This is a genomic window from Flavobacterium sp. UBA6135, assembly GCF_002428305.1.
Classification (GTDB): domain Bacteria; phylum Bacteroidota; class Bacteroidia; order Flavobacteriales; family Flavobacteriaceae; genus Flavobacterium.
This window is the reverse complement of sequence record NZ_DIVJ01000005.1, coordinates 15,200-34,938: the sequence shown is the minus strand read 5'-3', so window position 1 is coordinate 34,938 and position 19,739 is coordinate 15,200. Positions and strand designations below refer to the sequence as shown.

19 protein-coding genes and 1 tRNA gene are annotated in these 19,739 nt (G+C 35.5%); 9 read left to right on the top strand and 11 right to left on the bottom strand.

Going from position 1 to position 19,739, the window contains the following annotated elements; all coding sequences use genetic code 11:
* Window positions 1–24: 24 nt before the first annotated feature.
* Window positions 25–3,318, top strand: coding sequence for a reprolysin-like metallopeptidase (locus B3L86_RS01385; protein WP_291114219.1), 3,294 nt, complete (start codon window positions 25–27; stop codon window positions 3,316–3,318).
* Between the two features lie 52 nt (window positions 3,319–3,370).
* Here B3L86_RS01385 and B3L86_RS01380 read toward each other — a convergent pair whose 3' ends face one another.
* The 4 genes from B3L86_RS01380 to B3L86_RS01365 all read right to left on the bottom strand — a co-directional run bounded on the left by B3L86_RS01380 (window position 3,371) and on the right by B3L86_RS01365 (window position 6,333).
* A complete protein-coding gene (locus B3L86_RS01380) occupies window positions 3,371–3,886 on the bottom strand; it encodes a hypothetical protein (RefSeq protein WP_291114216.1) in 516 nt (171 codons plus the stop codon).
* A gap of 38 nt (window positions 3,887–3,924) precedes the next feature.
* Window positions 3,925–4,548: an aminoacyl-tRNA hydrolase gene (gene pth, locus B3L86_RS01375; protein ID WP_414655113.1), complete on the bottom strand. Its 624-nt coding sequence runs from the start codon at window positions 4,546–4,548 to the stop codon at window positions 3,925–3,927.
* 124 nt (window positions 4,549–4,672) lie between these two features.
* A complete protein-coding gene (locus B3L86_RS01370) occupies window positions 4,673–5,281 on the bottom strand; it encodes a 50S ribosomal protein L25/general stress protein Ctc (RefSeq protein WP_291114210.1) in 609 nt (202 codons plus the stop codon).
* 110 nt (window positions 5,282–5,391) lie between these two features.
* Entirely contained in the window at window positions 5,392–6,333 is a 942-nt protein-coding gene (locus tag B3L86_RS01365; protein WP_291114207.1) for a ribose-phosphate pyrophosphokinase, read from the bottom strand.
* A 227-nt stretch (window positions 6,334–6,560) separates the two neighbouring features.
* Between B3L86_RS01365 and B3L86_RS01360 the strand changes: the two genes are divergently transcribed.
* A tRNA-Leu gene (locus B3L86_RS01360) sits at window positions 6,561–6,640 on the top strand.
* A gap of 266 nt (window positions 6,641–6,906) precedes the next feature.
* The gene (locus B3L86_RS01355; protein ID WP_291114204.1) at window positions 6,907–7,464 is read left to right on the top strand and encodes a hypothetical protein; all 558 of its coding nucleotides are present in this window, start codon (window positions 6,907–6,909) and stop codon (window positions 7,462–7,464) included.
* Between the two features lie 372 nt (window positions 7,465–7,836).
* On the opposite strand, the gene B3L86_RS01350 is transcribed toward B3L86_RS01355, so the two are convergent.
* From B3L86_RS01350 to aspS, 6 genes are all read right to left on the bottom strand, one after another.
* The gene (locus B3L86_RS01350) at window positions 7,837–8,268 is read right to left on the bottom strand and encodes a LexA family protein (RefSeq protein WP_291114201.1); all 432 of its coding nucleotides are present in this window, start codon (window positions 8,266–8,268) and stop codon (window positions 7,837–7,839) included.
* A gap of 53 nt (window positions 8,269–8,321) precedes the next feature.
* Complete coding sequence (locus B3L86_RS01345) at window positions 8,322–9,587, bottom strand: Y-family DNA polymerase (RefSeq protein ID WP_291114199.1); 1,266 nt, start codon at window positions 9,585–9,587, stop codon at window positions 8,322–8,324.
* Window positions 9,588–9,745: 158 nt separating this feature from the next.
* Complete coding sequence (locus tag B3L86_RS01340; RefSeq protein WP_291114196.1) at window positions 9,746–10,249, bottom strand: GNAT family N-acetyltransferase; 504 nt, start codon at window positions 10,247–10,249, stop codon at window positions 9,746–9,748.
* Window positions 10,250–10,465: 216 nt separating this feature from the next.
* Entirely contained in the window at window positions 10,466–10,663 is a 198-nt protein-coding gene (locus B3L86_RS01335) for a cold-shock protein (protein ID WP_188361102.1), read from the bottom strand.
* An 86-nt stretch (window positions 10,664–10,749) separates the two neighbouring features.
* The gene (locus B3L86_RS01330; RefSeq protein ID WP_291114191.1) at window positions 10,750–10,983 is read right to left on the bottom strand and encodes a hypothetical protein; all 234 of its coding nucleotides are present in this window, start codon (window positions 10,981–10,983) and stop codon (window positions 10,750–10,752) included.
* Window positions 10,984–10,987: 4 nt separating this feature from the next.
* The gene (gene aspS / locus B3L86_RS01325; RefSeq protein WP_291114187.1) at window positions 10,988–12,739 is read right to left on the bottom strand and encodes an aspartate--tRNA ligase; all 1,752 of its coding nucleotides are present in this window, start codon (window positions 12,737–12,739) and stop codon (window positions 10,988–10,990) included.
* A 325-nt stretch (window positions 12,740–13,064) separates the two neighbouring features.
* Here aspS and B3L86_RS01320 point away from each other — a divergent pair, with 325 nt between their 5' ends.
* Entirely contained in the window at window positions 13,065–13,418 is a 354-nt protein-coding gene (locus B3L86_RS01320; protein WP_291114185.1) for a toxin-antitoxin system YwqK family antitoxin, read from the top strand.
* Window positions 13,419–13,536: 118 nt separating this feature from the next.
* Here the strand turns inward: B3L86_RS01320 and ahcY are convergent, their stop codons facing one another.
* Window positions 13,537–14,853 (bottom strand): adenosylhomocysteinase, encoded by a 1,317-nt coding sequence (gene ahcY, locus B3L86_RS01315; protein ID WP_291114182.1) that lies wholly within the window; start codon window positions 14,851–14,853, stop codon window positions 13,537–13,539.
* 138 nt (window positions 14,854–14,991) lie between these two features.
* On the opposite strand from ahcY, the gene B3L86_RS01310 reads away from it, so the two are divergent.
* Genes B3L86_RS01310 through arfB form a run of 5 tightly spaced genes read left to right on the top strand, consistent with a single transcriptional unit; the run spans window position 14,992 to window position 19,438 of the window.
* Window positions 14,992–15,630, top strand: a complete 639-nt coding sequence (locus B3L86_RS01310) for a 4'-phosphopantetheinyl transferase family protein (RefSeq protein WP_291114179.1) — start codon at window positions 14,992–14,994, stop codon at window positions 15,628–15,630.
* The gene (locus B3L86_RS01305) at window positions 15,627–16,346 is read left to right on the top strand and encodes a geranylgeranylglyceryl/heptaprenylglyceryl phosphate synthase (RefSeq protein ID WP_291114176.1); all 720 of its coding nucleotides are present in this window, start codon (window positions 15,627–15,629) and stop codon (window positions 16,344–16,346) included. The genes B3L86_RS01310 and B3L86_RS01305 overlap by 4 nt, the downstream gene beginning before the upstream one ends.
* Complete coding sequence (gene pnuC, locus B3L86_RS01300) at window positions 16,339–16,962, top strand: nicotinamide riboside transporter PnuC (RefSeq protein ID WP_291114173.1); 624 nt, start codon at window positions 16,339–16,341, stop codon at window positions 16,960–16,962. Before B3L86_RS01305 ends, pnuC begins: the two co-directional genes overlap by 8 nt.
* Entirely contained in the window at window positions 16,923–19,037 is a 2,115-nt protein-coding gene (locus B3L86_RS01295) for a DUF4301 family protein (RefSeq protein WP_291114170.1), read from the top strand. Before pnuC ends, B3L86_RS01295 begins: the two co-directional genes overlap by 40 nt.
* On the top strand, window positions 19,037–19,438 hold the full coding sequence (gene arfB / locus B3L86_RS01290) for an alternative ribosome rescue aminoacyl-tRNA hydrolase ArfB (protein ID WP_291114167.1): 402 nt from the start codon (window positions 19,037–19,039) through the stop codon (window positions 19,436–19,438). The genes B3L86_RS01295 and arfB overlap by 1 nt, the downstream gene beginning before the upstream one ends.
* The last annotated feature ends 301 nt before the right edge of the window (window positions 19,439–19,739 follow it).

Sequence of the window (19,739 nt, the reverse complement as noted above, 5' to 3'; positions counted from 1 at the left end):
TTTGTAATAACTAAAATCTTCAAAATGAAAAGAATATTACTCCAAATCGCTGTAATTCTCTTTGCTTTTGGTACAGCTTTTTCCCAAGAAAAGTTATGGAGGCCAACCAATGAGAATCGTTTTTCTTTATTTGAAAAAGTAGAAAGGACTTCAACTTTATTATCTTATGATGTTTATTCAATGGATTTAAACGCCATGAAATCAAGGTTGTCAACTGCTCCAAATCGATTGCATTCATCGGCTACTTCAACAGTAACAATTCCGTTTCCAAATTCTAAGGGAGAGATTCAGGAGTTCAGAGTATATGAAGTTTCAGTTTTACATCCGGATTTGGCAAATCAATTTCCTGATATCAAATCGTATGTAGGGTTTAGTACAACTGATCGTACTGCTATTATTCGTTTTAGTACAACGATTTTTGGATTTCATGGAATGATTTTGTCAAGTGAGGGAACAACTTTTATTGATCCTTTTACAAACGATCGATTGAATTATGTTGTCTATGCTAAAAATCAAGCACAAACAGACAGAGCGTTTGAATGTTTGGTAGAAGAAGTAGAGGAACGCTTGCCTGAAGGTTTACATTTTTCTCCAAAGAATGCCAACTCAATTGAAAATAATGCGGGCCTTTTTAGAACGTACCGCTTGGCTTTAGCTTCAACGGAAGAATATTCGCAGTACCATATCAATCAAGCCGGTTTGGCTGGTGGAACGTTAGTTCAACGTCAAAATGCGGTTTTGGCTGCAATGAATGTAACTATGAATCGTGTGAATGGAATTTTTGAAAGAGACATGTCGTTAACAATGCAAATTATCCCATCTAATGTTGCTATAGTCTTTTTGGTGCCTGAAAATCCTGATGGAACTATGTTATCTAATACATCTAGCATGATTAATCAAATCCAAGGTGTTATTGATACGTACATTGGTTTTTCAAACTATGACATTGGTCACGTATTTAGTACAGGTGGTGGGGGAGTTGCTACTTTAAATTCTCCATGTACTGCAAATAAAGCAAGAGGTGTTACAGGACAAGCAGCACCTGTTGGGGATCCTTTTGATGTGGATTACGTAGCACATGAAATGGGACATCAATTTGGAGCTACCCATACGCAAAATAACAATTGTAACAGAACTAATACAACTGCAGTTGAACCCGGAAGTGCTAGTACCATTATGGGGTATGCGGGAATTTGTGCTCCAAATGTTCAGAGTAATTCTGATGCTCATTTCCATGCAGTAAGTTTGGCTCAAATGGATAATTTTGTAGCAGGAACAGGTAATTGTTCTGTGAATGTTGCGAATAATAATGCAGCACCTGTTGTTCAACCTTTGTTAAATTATACGATACCAATCAGCACTCCTTTTGTCTTAAAAGCTAATGCAACAGACTCAAACAATGATGCTTTAACCTATTGCTGGGAACAGATGGATAATCAAATAGCAACTCAGCCACCCCAACCAACAAATACAGGAGGGCCAACTTTCAGGTCTTTGCCGCCAATGGCATCAAATGCTCGATATTTTCCGGCTTTACCAACAGTTTTGAGTGGTTTAACTCAAACAACATGGGAGGTTGTACCTTCAGTTTCTAGATCCATGAATTTTGCCGTTACTGTTAGGGATAACAGGACTCCTAATGGAGGTCAAACAGCAAGAGCTAATACAACAATAACATCTACTGCGGCAGCAGGTCCTTTTATCGTAACATCACCTAATACTGCAATATCTTGGGTTGCCGGTTCTAACCAAACCGTTACATGGAATGTAGCCGGAACTACTACAAATGGGGTAAATACACCTTTTGTTGATATTTATATGTCTTCAAATGGAGGTGCGACTTTTCCAACATTATTAGCTAGTCAAGTGCCAAATGATGGATCAGAAATTATTACTGTTCCCAACATTGTTGGTTCTCAAAATCGAATTATGGTTATGGGACACGGGAATATTTTTTATGATGTTTCTAATACAAATTTTACAATTACTGCTGCTCCTAGTTCAATGGCAATTGGTTTTTCAGGAGTTGAAGGAGAACAAAACAAGTCAGAATGTAGAGGTAATATGATTTCATATACTTTCCCCTATACTACTTTCGCAGGCTTTTCATCACCAACAACATTTAGTGTAACGGGACAGCCAACAGGAGCTACGGTTACATTTATGCCAAGTTCAATTACTGCAAACGGAACGGTTACAATGCAAGTTGTTACTACAGGATCAACTCCTGTTGGATTTTATACCTTAGCAGTAACAGCAACATCAGGTGCTCAAACCCGAACGGTGAATTTTTACCTCAATTTAGTAGAAGGTAACTTTGGGCCGGTTACACTACAATCGCCTGCAAACGGAGCTACAGGGATAAATCCGAGTAATGTTTCATTCTCATGGAACAGTTCAGCCGGAGCTACCGCTTATGACATACAAATTGCTACTGATTCAAATTTTACTACTATTATTGAGAGCGGTTCTTCTACAACACCAAGTTATACCGCTTCAAGTGTTTCTAATACAACTACTTTATATTGGAGAGTCAGACCAAAGAATGCTGCATGTTCAGGGAATTTTTCAACCATTTTCTCTTTTTCAACAGTATTTTGTGGCACTATTGCTTCAACAAATGTTCCTGTGGTTATTCCTGCAGTTACATCTGTGGTTACGTCAACACTTAATGTGCCTTCCGTTTCAAATGTTTTAATTCAAAAGATTTCTGTGAATTTACAATTAACACACACTTGGGTAAACGATATAATCGTAACGCTTATCAGTCCATCTGGGACACAGGTACAGCTTATGAATACTGAATGCACAAGTAGTGCAAATTTTCAAAATGTATCGGCAACTTTTGACGACTCGGGGGCTGCAGTAGTTTGCCAAACAACACCAAATCCTGCTTTGTCAGGAGTAATATTACCTCAACAACCTTTAAGTGCTTTTAACAATCAAAATTCTCAAGGCTTATGGACGTTACAAGTTGAAGATTTGTTTGATCAAGATGGTGGGGCAGTTTTGAATTGGAGTTTAAATATTTGTAGCATCAATGCTCCGTTGTCTGTTGAAGATACTAAAGTGTTTGATTTCGTTTTGTATCCGAACCCAAATAATGGAACTTTTACGCTTCAAATGGATAATTCAAATGGAGAGCCTGTTGACGTATCGGTTTATGATATGAGAGGAAGGGTTTTATTTAATACTACTTATAACACTGTGGGCAGGATGAATGAAACCATTCAACTGCAAAATGTTCAAACAGGCGTTTATTTAGTTTCAGTGAAATCTGGAAATACAAAAGAGGTAAAGCGAATTATAATAGAATAATTCCAATTTTATAAAAGTAAAAGGGTTGAAGTTTTTAATTTCAACCCTTTTTTTATTGCACTATCCCGGTAATTGTATCGATAATTTGTGGTACTTCTTTTATATTGAAATGACTCCTCACTTCATAACCGGATGTTGCTTTTATAATTTGAAGTGAACCTGAGCTTACTTTAAAGAATCCGGCTTGACCTTTACAATAGCAATGTCTTCCAAAAATCATTTTTGTTTGTTGTAGTGCTTCATTTTCAATTGTTAAGTTGATTACTTCAGTATTAATTTCCCAATATACTTCTTCAATATGGTGGCCGTCTTGAACTTCTTCCGGTACGTTTCGTTGGTATTGGTAATGAAAAACATGAGTGTCATTATTATCCGCTAATGAAAAGTATAAGCTGCCTAAATCGTCGGTTAGGATTTTTAGTTTTTTATTTTTAAAAAGGACAAGATTACACGTTCCGTCTTCCGGACAGTTTCCAACCATTTTTATTTTATTTTCAATGATGCCGAAATTTGAGCTTTTGCAACTTAAAAGACTAAGCAGTAAAGTAGTAAATACTAGTTTTTTCATGATGCTATTTTTTTAAACCTAGTCAAAAGTGATGCCGTTTATCTTCCATTAAAATCATTCATTGTATTTTGTAATCCTGATAATACAAAAGAAGTTATTACATCTGACGCAATAGTTAAGCGTTCCGGTAAAAGATTTTTTTCTTGTTCGTCCCATTCTCCTAAAACATAATCTACTTGTCTTCCTTTTTTGAAGGCATCACTGATTCCAAAACGAAATCGAGGATATTCGGTAGTGCCGAGAATACTTTGAATGCTTTTTAAACCATTGTGTCCGCCGTCGCTACCTTTAGCTTTAATTCGGATCGTTCCAAAACTCAAATTCAAGTCGTCAGTAATTATCAAAACATTTTCTTTAGCTATATTTTCTTTTTCCATCCAATAATGAACTGCTTTTCCACTTAGATTCATGTAGGTGTTAGGCTTAAGAAGTAAAATGGTTCTGCCTTTTGTTTTGAATTGTGCAATTTCACCCAGTTTTACGATTTCAAAAGGGACGAGTTCTTTTTTGGCTAAAAATTCAACAATTTTAAAACCTATATTATGGCGTGTATTTACGTAGTCGGCACCGATGTTTCCTAGTCCAACAATTAAGAATTTTTTCATATCCGATGGTGTAGCGGGTTTAGTAGGTTTAAAAAAAGAGGTAATCCAATTGCTCATGATGCAAAAGTACAAAAGTTTCTATTGTCAGCTTTATTTAGTTTATCAGCTTTAAAAATGGAAATGAATAACATAAAAAAAGCACCGGCGTAAACCGATGCTTTTTGTATTGCTAAAAATGAAATTATTTTTTCTTTTTTGCTCCACCTTTTTCTGCTTTTGCAGCTTCTTGAGCGGCTTTCATAGCTGCACGAGAGATTCTCACCTGAGCCACAACAGTGTTGTCAGGGTGTATTAATTTGAAATTATTAGTAACCAATTTAGTTACATATAATTTATTACCCATTTCTAATTCAGAGATGTTAGCTTCTACAAAATCAGGAAGGTTTTTTGGTAATGCTTTTACTTTTAAACGACGTTGGTTTAAACGTAATACACCACCGGCAAGAACACCTGGAGAAGTACCTGTAACTTTAACAGGGATTTCCATAGTGATTTCTTTGTCGTCTTTTAATTGGTAAAAGTCAACGTGTAAAATTTTGTCAGACACCGGGTGTACCTGAATGTCTTGAAGAATAGCATCTGCTTTTTTACCATTTTCCAATTCAATCACTACTGTGTGTGCGTTTGGAGTGTAAACCAAGTTTTTAAATGCTTTTTCTTCTGCAGTAAAATGTACTGGTTGATCTCCTCCGTAAATAACGCAAGGAACCATTCCAGCATCACGTACGGCCTTCGTTGCCTTTTTGCCTACGCTTTCTCTTTCTGATCCTTTAATCGTAATCGATTTCATTGTAAATAATATATAGTTAATAATAATTCTTTGCTTTGGGCAATAAGCTTTAGGCTTTATGCCGAATTTTAAAGTAATTAGGGTGGCTTATTGCTTATAGCCTACTGCTTTTACATTAAAAATTTTCCACTAATGGAATTGTTGTGTTGCACCATGTGCATTACTTCTGCAAAAAGTGGAGCACAACTCACCACTCTTATTTTGTTGGATTCTTTCTTTAAAGGAATAGAATCGGTTACTATCAATTCGCTCAATTGCGATTTTTCAATTTTTTCATACGCATCACCTGATAAAATAGCATGCGTACAAATGGCACGAACACTTAAAGCTCCTTTTTCAATCATTAGGTCAGCTGCTTTTGCTAATGTTCCTCCGGTGTCAATCATGTCATCTACCAAAATTACGTTTCTGCCTTTTACTTCGCCAATCAACTCCATAGTATCAATCACGTTGGCTACTTTTCGTTGTTTGTAACAGATTACCACATCCGATTCTAAAAATTTAGAATAGGCATAAGCTCTTTTGGAACCACCCATGTCCGGTGAAGCGATTGTCAAATTCTCCAAATTCAAACTTTTTACATAAGGCAAGAAAATGGTGGAAGCAAACAAATGGTCAACCGGTTTTTCAAAGAAACCTTGAATTTGATCAGCATGTAAATCCATGGTCATGATTCGGGTAGCTCCGGCAGTTTCCAATAATTTGGCTACTAATTTTGCACCTATTGGCACTCTTGGTTTGTCTTTTCTGTCTTGTCTTGCCCATCCAAAGTAAGGAATAACCGGAGTAATATGTCGGGCTGATGCTCTTTTTGCAGCATCAATCATCAATAATAACTCCATTAAATTATCTGCACTTGGAAAAGTGGAACAAACAATAAAAACCCGTAATCCACGAATTGACTCTTCATAAGAAGGTTGAAATTCGCCATCACTATAATGTGAGAACGTAACTTTACCTAGTGGAATGCCATAGTTTTTAGCTATTTGTTCCGCTAGATAGACACTTTGTGAACAAGCAAATATCTTTGCTTCCGGTTCGTTGTGTGACATTTTAATTCGTTGTTATTACTCCGCTACGCTCCATACAATTCGGCTTCAGAATTCTACTAAAACAAAACATATGTAAACGCCTCGGGTGTAGTTAGTTAGTTGTGTGTCGCCGAAACGAGGTGCAAATTTAGAAATAAAAATCAACTTGTAAAGCAATTTTTGCACATTTTTCTTGAAAGTATGTCAAAAAATTATTTACATTTGCACCCACAAATAAGCATCCTTATGCCCGGATGGCGGAATTGGTAGACGCGCACGACTCAAACTCGTGTACTTAGGTGTGTGGGTTCGATTCCCACTCCGGGTACTTTAAAAATCCTTAATCAGTTTTAAATAAGCTAGTTAAGGATTTTTTGTTTTTAAATTTGTACGGTATTTGTATTGTTGGGTTAATAATTACGAAAGTTTAGTAAATTACTGTTTTAGAAAGTACAAGTTAAAGACTCATTTTATCCTATAAATGATTAAAAATGAAATCAATCGATAAATCAATTATTAAATATAATATTTGTATTTCGTTTATTTTAAGCCACACTTTTTATTTAATGAACTTCCTAAAATCAATTGAATATAATGAATGTCCTCATCCTGACTCCAATGAAAATAGAACAAGAGAAAGTACTCAGTGCATTGTCTCGTATATCAAATTTAAAGCATGATTATGAAGTTGTAATTTCTGGCATTGGAAGAGAAAGTACTGCCAAAGCATTGATGCAATTACCACAAAGCGATGTTTGTGTTTTAATAGGGTTTGCTGCTATTGTTGGTAAAGAAAGTAAATTACCGATACATTTAGGCTTTGGAAAACCGATTGAAATTACAAATTCTTCATTGTATGGTTATGAAGGAGGATTGTTTGAAAATGGTGCATCAATTGTTGATGAACCCAAAACAAAACTTCCAAGTTTAGCCTCAATTACTTCGGATAAATTTGTAAGAACAACCGATTTGTCTAATCAAACCATAATTAACATGGAAGATTATACCTTTATGTTTTTAAAAAAACCTCAAGATTTCATTGTACGCATCATTTCTGATTTTCTTCCTCATGAGAATGAAATTGATTTTTTTGAAGAAGTTAAAGGAATTGATTTTATGGAAGCTATTAAAATGATTGATGAGAGTATTTAGTTGAAAATTAAAAGATACCCGTTGGGTGTAATTATTTAATTCAATAGTATTCTGGATATTTTTGCCACGAATTCACAAATTATAAATTTAGTAAATGCAATAATTTGTTCATCTTTGATGAAAATTCGAATTTAATCGAATAATTAGTCAAAAAAATTGGTGAATTAGTGGTAAAATTATTTGAAAATTTAATTACACCCAACGGGTTAAAAGATAAAAGATTTTATAAACACTCTCTTAGTTTTTATCTAAAGCATTACGCTTTTTGCTGACAATTTACACTAGTTAACAATTTAGAAGTTTTTTGTTTTATTTCTCATGTAAGCTGAATTTTGAATTATTCCATTCAAGCGTAAAATTTTTACTTTTCTACTATATTTTTTTCACCACATACGTCACAATTCCCCAAATGATTAACTGATTTTCATCTGTGATTTTGATGGGTTCAAAAGCTTTATTTTCCGGCATCAAAAACATTTCTTCTTTGCTTACTTTGATTCGTTTTACAGTAAATTCACCATCCAATAAGCATACAGCTACTTTGTTCTTTCGGGGTTCTAAACTTCGGTCAATGACTAAAATGTCACCATCGTCTATTCCGGCTCCGGTCATGGAGGTGCCAGAAGCTTTCGCATAAAAAGTAGCTTCACGATTCTTGACCAAAACGGCATCCAAACTGATTTTTGTTTCATCAAAATCGGCTGCAGGAGATGGAAAACCGGCTTTGATTCCTGCTGTTATAAACGGAAGTTCAATTGGATTGTCCAAATCAGGACGAAAAAAAGTAAGTTTATTTTTTGACATATTTTTTAACTGCAAAGTTTGCTAAGACGTCACAAAGTTCGCAAAATAAAGGATTAGTGACAATTTACTTTAAAAATATCGCGGATGTCCGTCGTGTATTTTGGTGAAAGTAAATTCTGTTTCATTTTCCAAGTGCGTTGCAAATCCTGATTGCCCAATCGTATTTTGCGTTCGCCGGTTTTCTTGTGAAAGGCATCCATCACTTCCATGATTTTTTGGTGTTTCGGATTTTCTTCTTCAAACAAGTTAAATTGTTTTTGATCTTGCGGAATAATTTGCGTGACAATCACTCCTGCTTTTTTGTAAATTTCGCCTTCTTCAAAAATTTCTTTCAACATTTTTACAGCTATTGCACTGATGGTAATACCGGAATTACTCGCAAAAGGCAAGGTTTCCATTTTATAAAAATTATATTTCGGTTTATCGACTTTGTATTTGTCTTTTCGCAAATATAAAATCACGCCATAGCAACAGGATTTTTGTTTGCGAAGTTTCTCCGCACAAACGGTAGCGAATGTAGAAACGCGTTCTTTCATCTCGGTAAATGTGGTGATGTTGCCTTCGAAACTTCGGGTGATGGCAATGTTTTTTCGGTCTTTTGGTTCCTCGAGTTCTAAGACGGATTGACCTAATAATTCCGATCGCAAGCGGTTGCCCACCACACCCATTTCTTTTTTAATAAATGCTTCGTTGTGTGGTAAGGTAAAATCGTAAGCGGTATGAATATTTTGTGCCTTCATTTTTTTTGTTAACCGAAAACCGATACCCCAAACGTCTTCAATTTTGGTCCATTTTAAACCTTTGATCCGCTTCTCTTCGGTGTCGATTACATAACTTCCCAAGGTTTGTTTTGGAAATTTTCGGGCAATTTTGTTGGCTACTTTTGCCAATGCTTTGGTAGGAGCGAAGCCAACAGAAACCGGAATACTCAACCATTTCATCGTTCGCTTTTTCATATCTAAACCGTAGTGTTGATAATCCGGAATGGTCATGCCGTCAAAGTTTAGAAAGGCTTCATCGATGCTATACACTTCTATATTGGGTGTGAATTGGCCTAAAATTGCCATTACTCGACTACTCAAATCGCCATACAACGCATAGTTGGAAGAAAAAACGGTGATATTTTTTTGTTTGAGTTCGTCGCGTATTTTGAATTCAGGTGCTCCCATCGGGATGCCTAACGCTTTGGCTTCGTCGCTGCGGGAGATGATGCAACCGTCGTTGTTAGACAAAATAACAATGGGTTTTCCATTCAGTTGCGGTTGGAAAACACGTTCGCACGAAGCATAAAAATTGTTACAATCTACTAAAGCATACATGTGGTAAAGTTAGTGGATTGTTGCTGTTTGCAGAAACGAACGAATGTTAATGTTGATAAGAAAATAGAAAATAGAGAATAGAAGAAAGAAGAAAGAGGCAAGATAAACAGTTAACTGCAAGCGACAACCGATACAACAGACAACCGATAACAGACAACTTACAACACCTTCTCATATGCTCGTCTCGGACTTCCTCTGAAATGCACAATGCCACAAAACACAAAACCTGATTTTTCAAAGATGTTCATCATGGCATAATTATCGTGGTTGGTATCGGCTTTCAAGCTGTGGATGTTGTTGGCCAAAGCAAATTCTTCAATAAAATCTATCATTTTTTTAGACAAGTTTTGACCGATATAGTTTTGAGCAATCGCCACACGATGAAAAACAACAAAATCACTTGTAGTCAACCATTCGCCTTGCAAGTTATCATATTCCGGTTCGTCATTGATTAAAACGGCAGAATAACCCACAATAATTTCTCCATCGGTGAGTACATAACCAATTTCTTTTTCAATGTCTTGTTGAATGATTTGTGGGTTGGGATAACCGTCTTGCCATTGGTTGCTGCCGTCGGCTTTTCTACGAAGAATGGCATTTTGTAAGATGGTCCAGATTTGTGGAGCATCGGTGGTGGTGGCTTTTCTGAATTGGTAGTTCATGGAAAGTTGGGTTCTGTTTACTAGGCAATAAGTTGTAAAGTTAGCAGAATTTTTACTGAAGCACAAATTGTGTTAGGGTATGAAGTGGAAAGCCTGAACCCCAAAAAATATTTTTTAGATTTTTCTAATTATTTTAATCCGTGTTCTTTAAAATAAAAAAAACGTCTCGAGCAATCGAGACGTTAACCATTCATTCGGTAATCTAAATAATATATATTATTCGATCACAGCTACTTGAGCTGCTACTTTACCTTTTCTACCTTCTTCTTCTTCGTAATGAACTCTGTCACCTTCTTTAAGCTCTTCAGCTTTAATTCCGGTTGCGTGAACGAAGATGTCTTTTCCGGTTTCTTCATCTGTGATGAATCCGTAACCTTTAGACTCATTGAAAAATTTTACTGTACCTGTACGCATTGTGTAATAAAAAAATAATTAATAATGGTCAAAGGTAGTCTTTAATTGATTACGAATGTTAAAACAATGTTACTTTTTTGTGAAAATTATTGATTTTCAGCATTTTCACCTTTTTTATTGTCAAATTTAAAACTATAGTCTTCTAATTTCTTGTTTTTATATCGATGCCATAAAAAAATGGGCATCAGGACTAAAGCTGTAAGTAAAACGCCAATGCCCACCCATTTATCACCTTCTTGACCAACGGTATTTTTAATGTAAAAGCCATAGGAAATAAAACCAACGATGATGAAAAATAAGATGCGGATGACGTATTTCATAAGTCTATTTTAGATTTAATTTGATGTGCAACTCGTTTAATTGGGCTTCGTCAATTGTTGAAGGAGCATCAATCATGACATCGCGACCGCTGTTGTTTTTTGGGAAAGCAATGAAATCACGAATGGTTTCTTGTCCACCTAAAATAGCCACTAAACGGTCTAATCCGAACGCTAAACCTCCGTGTGGCGGTGCTCCGAATTGGAAGGCATTCATCAAGAATCCGAATTGGTTTTCGGCTTGTTCAGGAGAAAATCCTAACAACGAGAACATTCTGCTTTGTAAATCACGGTCGTGAATACGGATAGAACCACCACCGATTTCGTTTCCGTTTAACACCATATCATAGGCATTTGCACGTACTTTTCCCGGTTCGGTTTCAATGAGTTTCATATCTTCCGGTTTTGGCGAAGTGAACGGATGGTGCATTGCGTGGTAGCGTTGCGAATCTTCGTCCCATTCCAACAATGGAAAATCGACTACCCAAAGTGGAGCAAATTCGTCTGGTTTTCGCAAGCCTAAACGAGTGGCAACTTCCATACGAAGTGCCGATAATTGTGTTCTGGTTTTATCGGCTTTTCCGGAAAGAATTAGAATTAAATCGCCGGGTTTGGCGTTGGTGATTTCGGCCCATTTTTTTAAATCGGCTTCGTCATAAAATTTATCGACGGACGATTTTAGACTTCCGTCTAATTCATATTTTACATACACCATTCCGGTTGCACCGATTTGCGGACGTTTTATCCAATCGATTAACGCATCAATTTCTTTTCTGGAGTAGGATGCACAGCCGGGAACGGCAATTCCAACTACTAATTCGGCTGAATTGAATACCGGAAAATCTTTATGTTGAGCAACGGCGTTTAACTCTCCGAATTTCATATCAAAACGAATGTCCGGTTTGTCGTTTCCGTAGGTTTTCATGGCATAATCGTAGGTAATTCTCGGAAATTTATCTACTTCAACACCTTTGATTTCTTTTAGTAAATGACGGGTCAATCCTTCAAAAACATTTAAAATGTCTTCTTGTTCTACAAATGCCATTTCGCAATCGATTTGTGTGAATTCCGGTTGACGGTCGGCACGCAAATCTTCGTCTCTAAAACATTTTACGATTTGGAAATATTTATCCATTCCGCCTACCATCAATAATTGTTTAAAGGTTTGTGGTGATTGCGGTAACGCATAAAATTGTCCTTCGTTCATTCTGCTTGGCACCACAAAATCTCTTGCACCTTCCGGAGTAGACTTGATTAAATAAGGTGTTTCGATTTCGCAAAAACCTTGTTTAGACAAATAATTTCGAACTTCCATAGACACTTTATGACGGAAAATCAGGGAATTTTTTACCGGATTTCTACGAATATCTAAATAGCGGTATTTCATGCGGATGTCTTCGCCGCCATCGGTTTCGTCTTCGATGGTGAAAGGTGGAAGTTGAGCGGCATTTAAAATCCTTAATTCAGAAACTAAAATTTCAATATCTCCTGTTGGAATGTTTTTGTTTTTTGCTTCGCGTTCGATCACAGTTCCTTTTACTTGAATCACGAATTCTCGACCCAATGTTTTAGCGGCTTCAAAAACGGATTTTTCGGTACGGCTTTCATCAAAAATTAATTGTGTGATGCCGTAACGATCGCGTAAATCTACCCAATTCATAAATCCTTTATCACGTGATTTTTGCACCCATCCGGCTAAGGTAACTTCTGTATTGATGTGCGAACTGTTTAATTCTCCGCAAGTATGACTTCTGTACATTTTGATTCGAAATTTTTTGAGTTGCAAAAGTACTATTTTGTTTGAAGAATTTTGATTTTTTTTTTGAAAAGCCATTAGCCAATAGGCAATAGTCAAAAGCCAAAAGTAGTCTATGTAATAGTAAAGATTGTTACAGCTAAAAAATCATTTATATACATATGCTACCTCTAAACTTTTGCCTTTTGGCTATTGGCTCTTGCCTTTTCAATTTTCCAATGTTAAGTTTTCATCTAATGTTACCAAATTGTTACCAAATTGTTTTTTTATTGTAAATTAATTTTTATATTTGTTGTGTTAATGTTAACCTACTTAAAAAAGAAAGAGTATGAAAAAGTTATTTATCGCAGCAATGCTAGTAGTTTCAGGGGTTATTTCAGCACAAGATGCTAATGTAAAACATGAAGTAGTGGATCAAATGGTAAAATCTACATTTTATCATGACAATGGACAAGTGCAACAAGAAGGTTTTTATAAAGACGGAAAAGTTCACGGTCAATGGGTATCTTATGATGAGAATGGTAAAAAAGTTGCCATGGGTCAATATAATGAAGGGAAGAAAATCGGAAAATGGTTGTTTTGGTCAGGAATGGATTTAACAGAAGTAGATTATACAGATAGTAGAGTTGCTCAAGTTAAAAAATGGTCTGAAGGAGCAATTGTTATCGTTAACAAAAACTAACCAACTTATTTAAAGTTTAAAAAGCTGTTCAGAAATGAGCAGCTTTTTTTTGGGGAATATCTACAAAAAAACCCTCACTTTACAGCAAGGGTTCTGTCTTAATACTTATATCTTAATACTAGTATCTATAATACTCCGGTTTATAAGGTCCTTGAACTTCCACACCAATATAAGCTGCTTGTTCTTCATTTAATGTTTCCAATTCAACGCCTAATTTAGCTAAATGTAAAGCCGCCACTTTTTCATCTAAATGTTTTGGTAACATATACACTTCATTTTTGTAGGCTTCACTATTGGTCCACAATTCAATTTGAGCCAAAGTTTGGTTGGTGAATGAATTACTCATTACAAAACTTGGGTGACCTGTAGCACAACCTAAGTTTACCAAACGGCCTTCAGCCAAAATGATGATGTCATTTCCGTTGATAGTATATTTATCAACTTGAGGTTTGATTTCGATTTTTGAAGCACCATGGTTTTCGTTCAACCAAGCCATGTCAATTTCATTGTCAAAGTGACCAATATTACAAACGATAGTTTTATCTTTCATTTGTTCAAAATGCTTTCCAACAACAATGTCTTTATTACCGGTTGTAGTAATTACAATATCCGCGGTTTTGATAACCGTATCTAATTTTTTAACTTCAAAACCATCCATGGCCGCTTGAAGAGCACAAATTGGATCAATTTCAGTTACAGTTACAATCGAACCTGCACCTCTAAACGAAGCTGCTGTTCCTTTTCCAACATCACCATAACCACAAACGATTACTCTTTTTCCGGCTAACATGATGTCTGTTGCACGACGTACCGCATCAACAGCAGATTCTTTACAACCGTATTTGTTATCAAATTTTGATTTAGTAACCGAATCGTTAACGTTGATAGCAGGAATATGTAACGTTCCGTTTTTCATTCTTTCATACAAACGGTGAACTCCTGTAGTTGTTTCTTCAGAAAGTCCTTTGATTCCACTAATCAATTCCGGGTATTTATCAAAAACCATATTGGTTAAATCACCACCATCATCCAAAATCATGTTCAATGGTTTTCTGTCTTCACCAAAGAATAAGGTTTGTTCAATACACCAATCAAAATCTACTTCGTTTAATCCTTTCCATGCATATACTTGAATACCTTCAGCAGCAATTGCAGCGGCAGCATGGTCTTGAGTAGAAAATATATTACAGGAACTCCAAGTAACTTCTGCACCTAAAGCGATTAACGTTTCAATTAAAACAGCTGTTTGAATCGTCATGTGTAAACATCCCGCTATACGAGCTCCTTTTAAAGGCTGACTGTCTCCGTATTCTTCACGAAGTGCCATTAAGCCCGGCATTTCTGCTTCGGCCAATTCAATTTCTTTTCTTCCCCAAGCGGCTAATGAAATGTCTTTCACTTTGAACGCTACAAATGGCAATGTTTGTGTACTCATCTATAAATTAGTTATATTAGCTAAAATTTTTTGCAAACTTACGGAATTAGCTACTATTTTAAAAAGCTTTTACCATTTTTTGTGATTTGTTTAGTTTGCTAAAGTTTTGAAATACAAATTGATATTGCCTTTTTTATTATGCCTTTTTTTCAAAGAATTGTTGTTGACACTTTTACCAATGTTTATGTTTGGAAGATTTCTGAATCGTTTGATGCATTGTTTCGAGCCGTTTCATTAAAAGATATTTCGTTGGCTCGATTAGAAAACATGAAATCAGAAAGCCATCAAAAAGGATTTTTAGCCGTAAGAATGTTGTTGCAACACGCCGGTTATACCGATTATGATTTGTATTATGATGCATTTGGGAAACCCAACTTAAAAGACGGTACTCATATTTCTATATCGCATTCTTTTGAATTTTCTACTATAATATTGTCAAATAAAAATTGCGGTATCGATTTGGAATTGCGGCGTGATTTGATAAAAAAGATTGCTCGTAAATTTGCCGAAGAACCTTTTGTCTATCACTGTGATGAAAATTCATCAGATTATGTTAGTAAACTGACTGTCATTTGGGGCGTGAAAGAAGCGGTTTTTAAAGTGAGAAACGAAGTGGGAATTAGTTTCAAAGATCATATTTTTGTGAGTCCTTTTGAAATGGAGGATCAAAACACTACCGCTTTATTGGACTTTAACGATCTAAAAATTCCTTTTGAGGTGTATTTTACTGAAATTGAAAACTATACGTTAGTTTGGTTATGGGAAAAAGAACTATGAAAAACTACTACCAAGAAATAGTTCAAGCCAAGAGCGACAACAGAAAATTAATTGCAATACTCTTAGATCCTGATAAAATAGTGTTGAATAATTTGCCAACGCTTATTGAGAAAATCCAACTTTCACCGGCAACTCATGTTTTTGTGGGCGGTAGTAGCGTTTCCAATCAAATTATGGATACATTGATTCAAAGGTTAAAAGAAAAAGTTACACTACCCATCATTTTATTTCCCGGCAATCCATCACAAATTTCTGAGCATGCCGATGCTATTTTGTTCTTGAGTTTAATTTCCGGAAGAAATTCCGATTATTTAATCGACCATCAAGTGAATGCAGTGCCGATTTTGAAAAAAACAGCTTTAGAGGTAATTTCTACAGGCTATATTTTGATTGAAAGTGGGAGTGAAACAGCTGTGGAACAAGTCAGCAAAACCAAACCACTAAGCAGAAATAATTGCGATTACGTTTGTCAAACTGCCGTAGCCGGAACCTACTTAGGAAACAAACTCATTTATTTAGAAGCCGGTAGCGGAGCAAAATTAGCCGTTCCATTGGAAATGATTCGGAAAGTAACGGCTGCTATTTCTGTTCCATTACTTGTTGGTGGCGGCATTAGAAGCCACAAGGAAATTCAAGAGGCCTTTGATCACGGAGCAGATTTGGTGGTGATTGGAACAGCTTTTGAAAACAATCCTAATTTTTTTAATCATGATTGAGTTTTTATTTTCCCAATATAATGAGTATACAACCACCGCTATCGTTCTTGAAATTGTGGGTGTTTTGTTTGGTTTAGCAAGTGTTTGGTATGCCAAAAAAGACAACATACTGGTTTTTCCAACAGGAATTGTCAGTACCACCATTTTTATTTATTTGTTGTGGCAGTGGGAACTTTTAGGTGATTTGATAATCAATTGTTATTATTCCATCATGAGTGTTTACGGTTGGTACCATTGGTCACGTAAAAAAGGAGATGAAATTCAATTTCCAATTGCGTCAATTTCAAGAATAGAAAAAATTTGGAGCTGCGTTATCTTTGTTTTAACAATCATTGCTGTAGTAGTTATCTATGATTTTTTTGATAAATTTACAACTTGGTACAGTTATGTTGACACATTAACCACCGGATTATTTTTTGTTGGTATGTGGCTCATGGCTAAACGAAAAATAGAACATTGGATTTTTTGGATTATAGGTGATGTAATTTCAGTTCCATTGTATTTTTTTAAAGGATATACCTTTACCAGTATCCAATATTTAATTTTCACAATTATTGCCATTTTTGGCTATATCGAATGGAAGAAGCACTTAAACAAGAACCAACCGAAATTATAAAAATTGCTTTATACGGTCCTGAAAGTACCGGAAAAACAACGTTAGCAAAACAGTTGGCAAAACACTATACAACCACTTGGATTCCTGAATTTGCTCGTGATTATTTGCAGCAAAAATGGGACAGTTCCAAGCAAATTTGTACAGAAGACGATTTGTTACCCATTGCCATTGGTCAAATTAAATTGGAAAATGAAGCCTTACACACGGCAAATCAAGTTTTGTTTGTGGATACTACTTTACTAGTTACTAAAGTCTTTTCCGATTTGTATTATGGCAAAACAGGAACAGTTTTAGAACAAGCAGCCAGAGAACACAACTATGATCTTTTTTTGCTTACAGATGTTGATGTGCCATGGCAAAAAGATGATTTGAGAGATCGTCCTGAAAATAGAGAGCAAACGCTGCTACAATTTGAAAAAGCGTTAATTGATTTGAAAAAACCTTATATAAAAATCTCTGGGACAAAAGAAGTGAGATTGAATAAAGCCATTGCTATTATAGACGAATTAAAACAAGCAAAAGCATTTGGATTTACTTCTAAAGATTTTGTCCAACTCTACCACCATACCGTTTCTGTTTCAAAGATTATCAAGCAAGTTGCTTTTTTGAAAGAGGGTATTCCTCATGCAGCATTGAATAGAGTTGCAAAAATTGGCGATGGTATTGAAACACTTTCTGCAGAAGGAGCCAATTATTTTTCTAATTTATTTGACTCCAAAAAAGAACATTTAAAACTCAAAAAGTTTGTACCCGCATCAGGAGCCGCTAGTAGAATGTTTAAATTTTTATTGGAGTTTTTACACGATTTCAATCCGGAAACCGAGAGTATCAATGCCTATGTCAATAGAAAAAAAGCTAGAAACGTGACGCTTTTTTTAATTGGAATGGAGAAATTTCCGTTTTATAATGAAATTCTAAAAGCTACCAAAGACAAGTATCCGGAATATAGTCAATGGTCAAAAGATAAGAAAGATTATGCTTTTATTAAAACTATGTTGTCAGAAAGCGACTTTAATTTTTCCAACAAACCAAAAGGGATTTTGCCCTTTCATCACTATCCAACCCATATTGCAACGCCAATCGAAGAGCATCTCATTGAAGCTTCTATATATGGCAGTTCTAGTTCAAAAGCCTATGTGCATTTTACAATTTCAGAAGAACATCAAAAAGCCTTTGATGCAATTGTGGATAAAGTAAAACCTAAAATTGAAGACCAAAACTCAATTCGAATTAACGTCAATTATTCCTATCAAAATCAAGCAACTGATAGTCTCGCTTTTGACATGAAGAACAATCCTTTTCGGGATGAAAATGGCAACTTAATTTTCAGGCCCGGTGGTCACGGAGCTTTATTGGAAAATTTAAATCAAATAGATGCTGATTTGGTATTCATCAAAAACATAGATAATATTATCCAAAATCACATAGCTACCATTGCTTTGTACAAAAAAGCATTAGCCGGAGTTTTGCTCGAAAAACAACAAAAAGTATTTCACTACCTCAATGAATTAGACGCTCATCAGCTTACTAAGGATACTATTTATGAAGTGGTAGAATTTTTAGAAACACAATTCAATATAACGGTAAGTGATGATTTTGCAATGTTTACCAAACAAAGTAAAATAGATTACCTTCATAAATTGCTCAACCGACCAATTCGAGTTTGCGGAATGGTAAAAAACGAAGGCGAACCCGGCGGTGGTCCTTTTTGGGTAACCAATAATAAAGGACAGGTTTTTTTACAAATTGTAGAAACGTCACAAATTGATACAGCGGATGCTCATCAGGCGAAAATTCTTGAAAGTGCCACCCACTTTAATCCGGTTGATTTGGTTTGTGGTATTCGAAATTATAAAGGTTCGCGATTTGATTTGATGCAATTTGTAGATTATAACAGCGGATTTATTGTTTATAAAAATAAAGGCGGCAAAGATTTAAAAGCCTATGAATTACCCGGATTGTGGAATGGCGGCATGGCAAAATGGCTAACTGTTTTTGTGGAAGTACCCCTAATTACTTTTAATCCCGTTAAAACGGTAAATGATTTATTAAAAGCCCCTCATCAACCGCAATAATGGATAGTGAAAAAATCATAACGGAATTGACTTTTAAAGCGGTCAGAAGTAGTGGAGCCGGAGGACAAAACGTAAATAAAGTTTCCTCAAAAGTGGTGCTTTCATTTGATTTGTTCGCGTCCAAATGTTTATCCGATGATGAGAAAACGCTGATTTCAGAAAAATTAAAAACAAAGTTAACTTCAGAATCCATTTTGATTTTAGCTTGTGACGAAGACAGAAGCCAACTAAAAAACAAAGAAATTGTAATCAAACGATTTATAAAATTACTTCAAAACGCTTTGATTGTTCCTAAAAAAAGAAAACCTACTAAAATCCCTCGTTCCGTAATCGAAAAACGAATCAAGGAAAAACGAACGACTTCAGAAATTAAACAGAACAGAAAGAGACCAGATGTTTAGAAGGTAATGGGTAACTAGGTAATAGTTGGTAAATCCCTAAATACAATTGACCGATTTTTAAGCTAATTTTTAAATTTATCACGAATCAAAAATCCGTTTTATCAGCTTAATACGAGGCTAAAAAACTTTTCGTTGCCCGATAACCCATTACCTTTTGATATTGAAATTTTTTACTATCTTTGCCCCGTCTCAAAGGGGTGCTCTAAAAAACGAGCTGAGATCATACCCAACGAACCTGGAACAGGTAATGCTGTTTAGGGATTAGACAAAAAAACAAAAGTGCACGTTTGTTTTGCTGTCA

What these genes read in the sequence shown, in the direction of transcription:
- B3L86_RS01330 (WP_291114191.1), bottom strand. Translation starts at nt 10,983, where the DNA reads ATGAAATACGTCATCCGCATCTTATTTTTCATCATCGTTGGTTTTATT.
- B3L86_RS01310 (WP_291114179.1), top strand. Translation starts at nt 14,992, where the DNA reads ATGCCTTTTTTTCAAAGAATTGTTGTTGACACTTTTACCAATGTTTAT.
- B3L86_RS01380 (WP_291114216.1), bottom strand. Translation starts at nt 3,886, where the DNA reads ATGAAAAAACTAGTATTTACTACTTTACTGCTTAGTCTTTTAAGTTGC.
- arfB (WP_291114167.1), top strand. Translation starts at nt 19,037, where the DNA reads ATGGATAGTGAAAAAATCATAACGGAATTGACTTTTAAAGCGGTCAGA.
- B3L86_RS01340 (WP_291114196.1), bottom strand. Translation starts at nt 10,249, where the DNA reads ATGAACTACCAATTCAGAAAAGCCACCACCACCGATGCTCCACAAATC.
- B3L86_RS01370 (WP_291114210.1), bottom strand. Translation starts at nt 5,281, where the DNA reads ATGAAATCGATTACGATTAAAGGATCAGAAAGAGAAAGCGTAGGCAAA.
- B3L86_RS01335 (WP_188361102.1), bottom strand. Translation starts at nt 10,663, where the DNA reads ATGCGTACAGGTACAGTAAAATTTTTCAATGAGTCTAAAGGTTACGGA.
- B3L86_RS01385 (WP_291114219.1), top strand. Translation starts at nt 25, where the DNA reads ATGAAAAGAATATTACTCCAAATCGCTGTAATTCTCTTTGCTTTTGGT.
- aspS (WP_291114187.1), bottom strand. Translation starts at nt 12,739, where the DNA reads ATGTACAGAAGTCATACTTGCGGAGAATTAAACAGTTCGCACATCAAT.
- B3L86_RS01305 (WP_291114176.1), top strand. Translation starts at nt 15,627, where the DNA reads ATGAAAAACTACTACCAAGAAATAGTTCAAGCCAAGAGCGACAACAGA.
- pth (WP_414655113.1), bottom strand. Translation starts at nt 4,548, where the DNA reads ATGAGCAATTGGATTACCTCTTTTTTTAAACCTACTAAACCCGCTACA.
- B3L86_RS01320 (WP_291114185.1), top strand. Translation starts at nt 13,065, where the DNA reads ATGAAAAAGTTATTTATCGCAGCAATGCTAGTAGTTTCAGGGGTTATT.
- B3L86_RS01350 (WP_291114201.1), bottom strand. Translation starts at nt 8,268, where the DNA reads ATGTCAAAAAATAAACTTACTTTTTTTCGTCCTGATTTGGACAATCCA.
- ahcY (WP_291114182.1), bottom strand. Translation starts at nt 14,853, where the DNA reads ATGAGTACACAAACATTGCCATTTGTAGCGTTCAAAGTGAAAGACATT.
- B3L86_RS01345 (WP_291114199.1), bottom strand. Translation starts at nt 9,587, where the DNA reads ATGTATGCTTTAGTAGATTGTAACAATTTTTATGCTTCGTGCGAACGT.
- pnuC (WP_291114173.1), top strand. Translation starts at nt 16,339, where the DNA reads ATGATTGAGTTTTTATTTTCCCAATATAATGAGTATACAACCACCGCT.
- B3L86_RS01295 (WP_291114170.1), top strand. Translation starts at nt 16,923, where the DNA reads ATGGAAGAAGCACTTAAACAAGAACCAACCGAAATTATAAAAATTGCT.
- B3L86_RS01355 (WP_291114204.1), top strand. Translation starts at nt 6,907, where the DNA reads ATGAATGTCCTCATCCTGACTCCAATGAAAATAGAACAAGAGAAAGTA.
- B3L86_RS01365 (WP_291114207.1), bottom strand. Translation starts at nt 6,333, where the DNA reads ATGTCACACAACGAACCGGAAGCAAAGATATTTGCTTGTTCACAAAGT.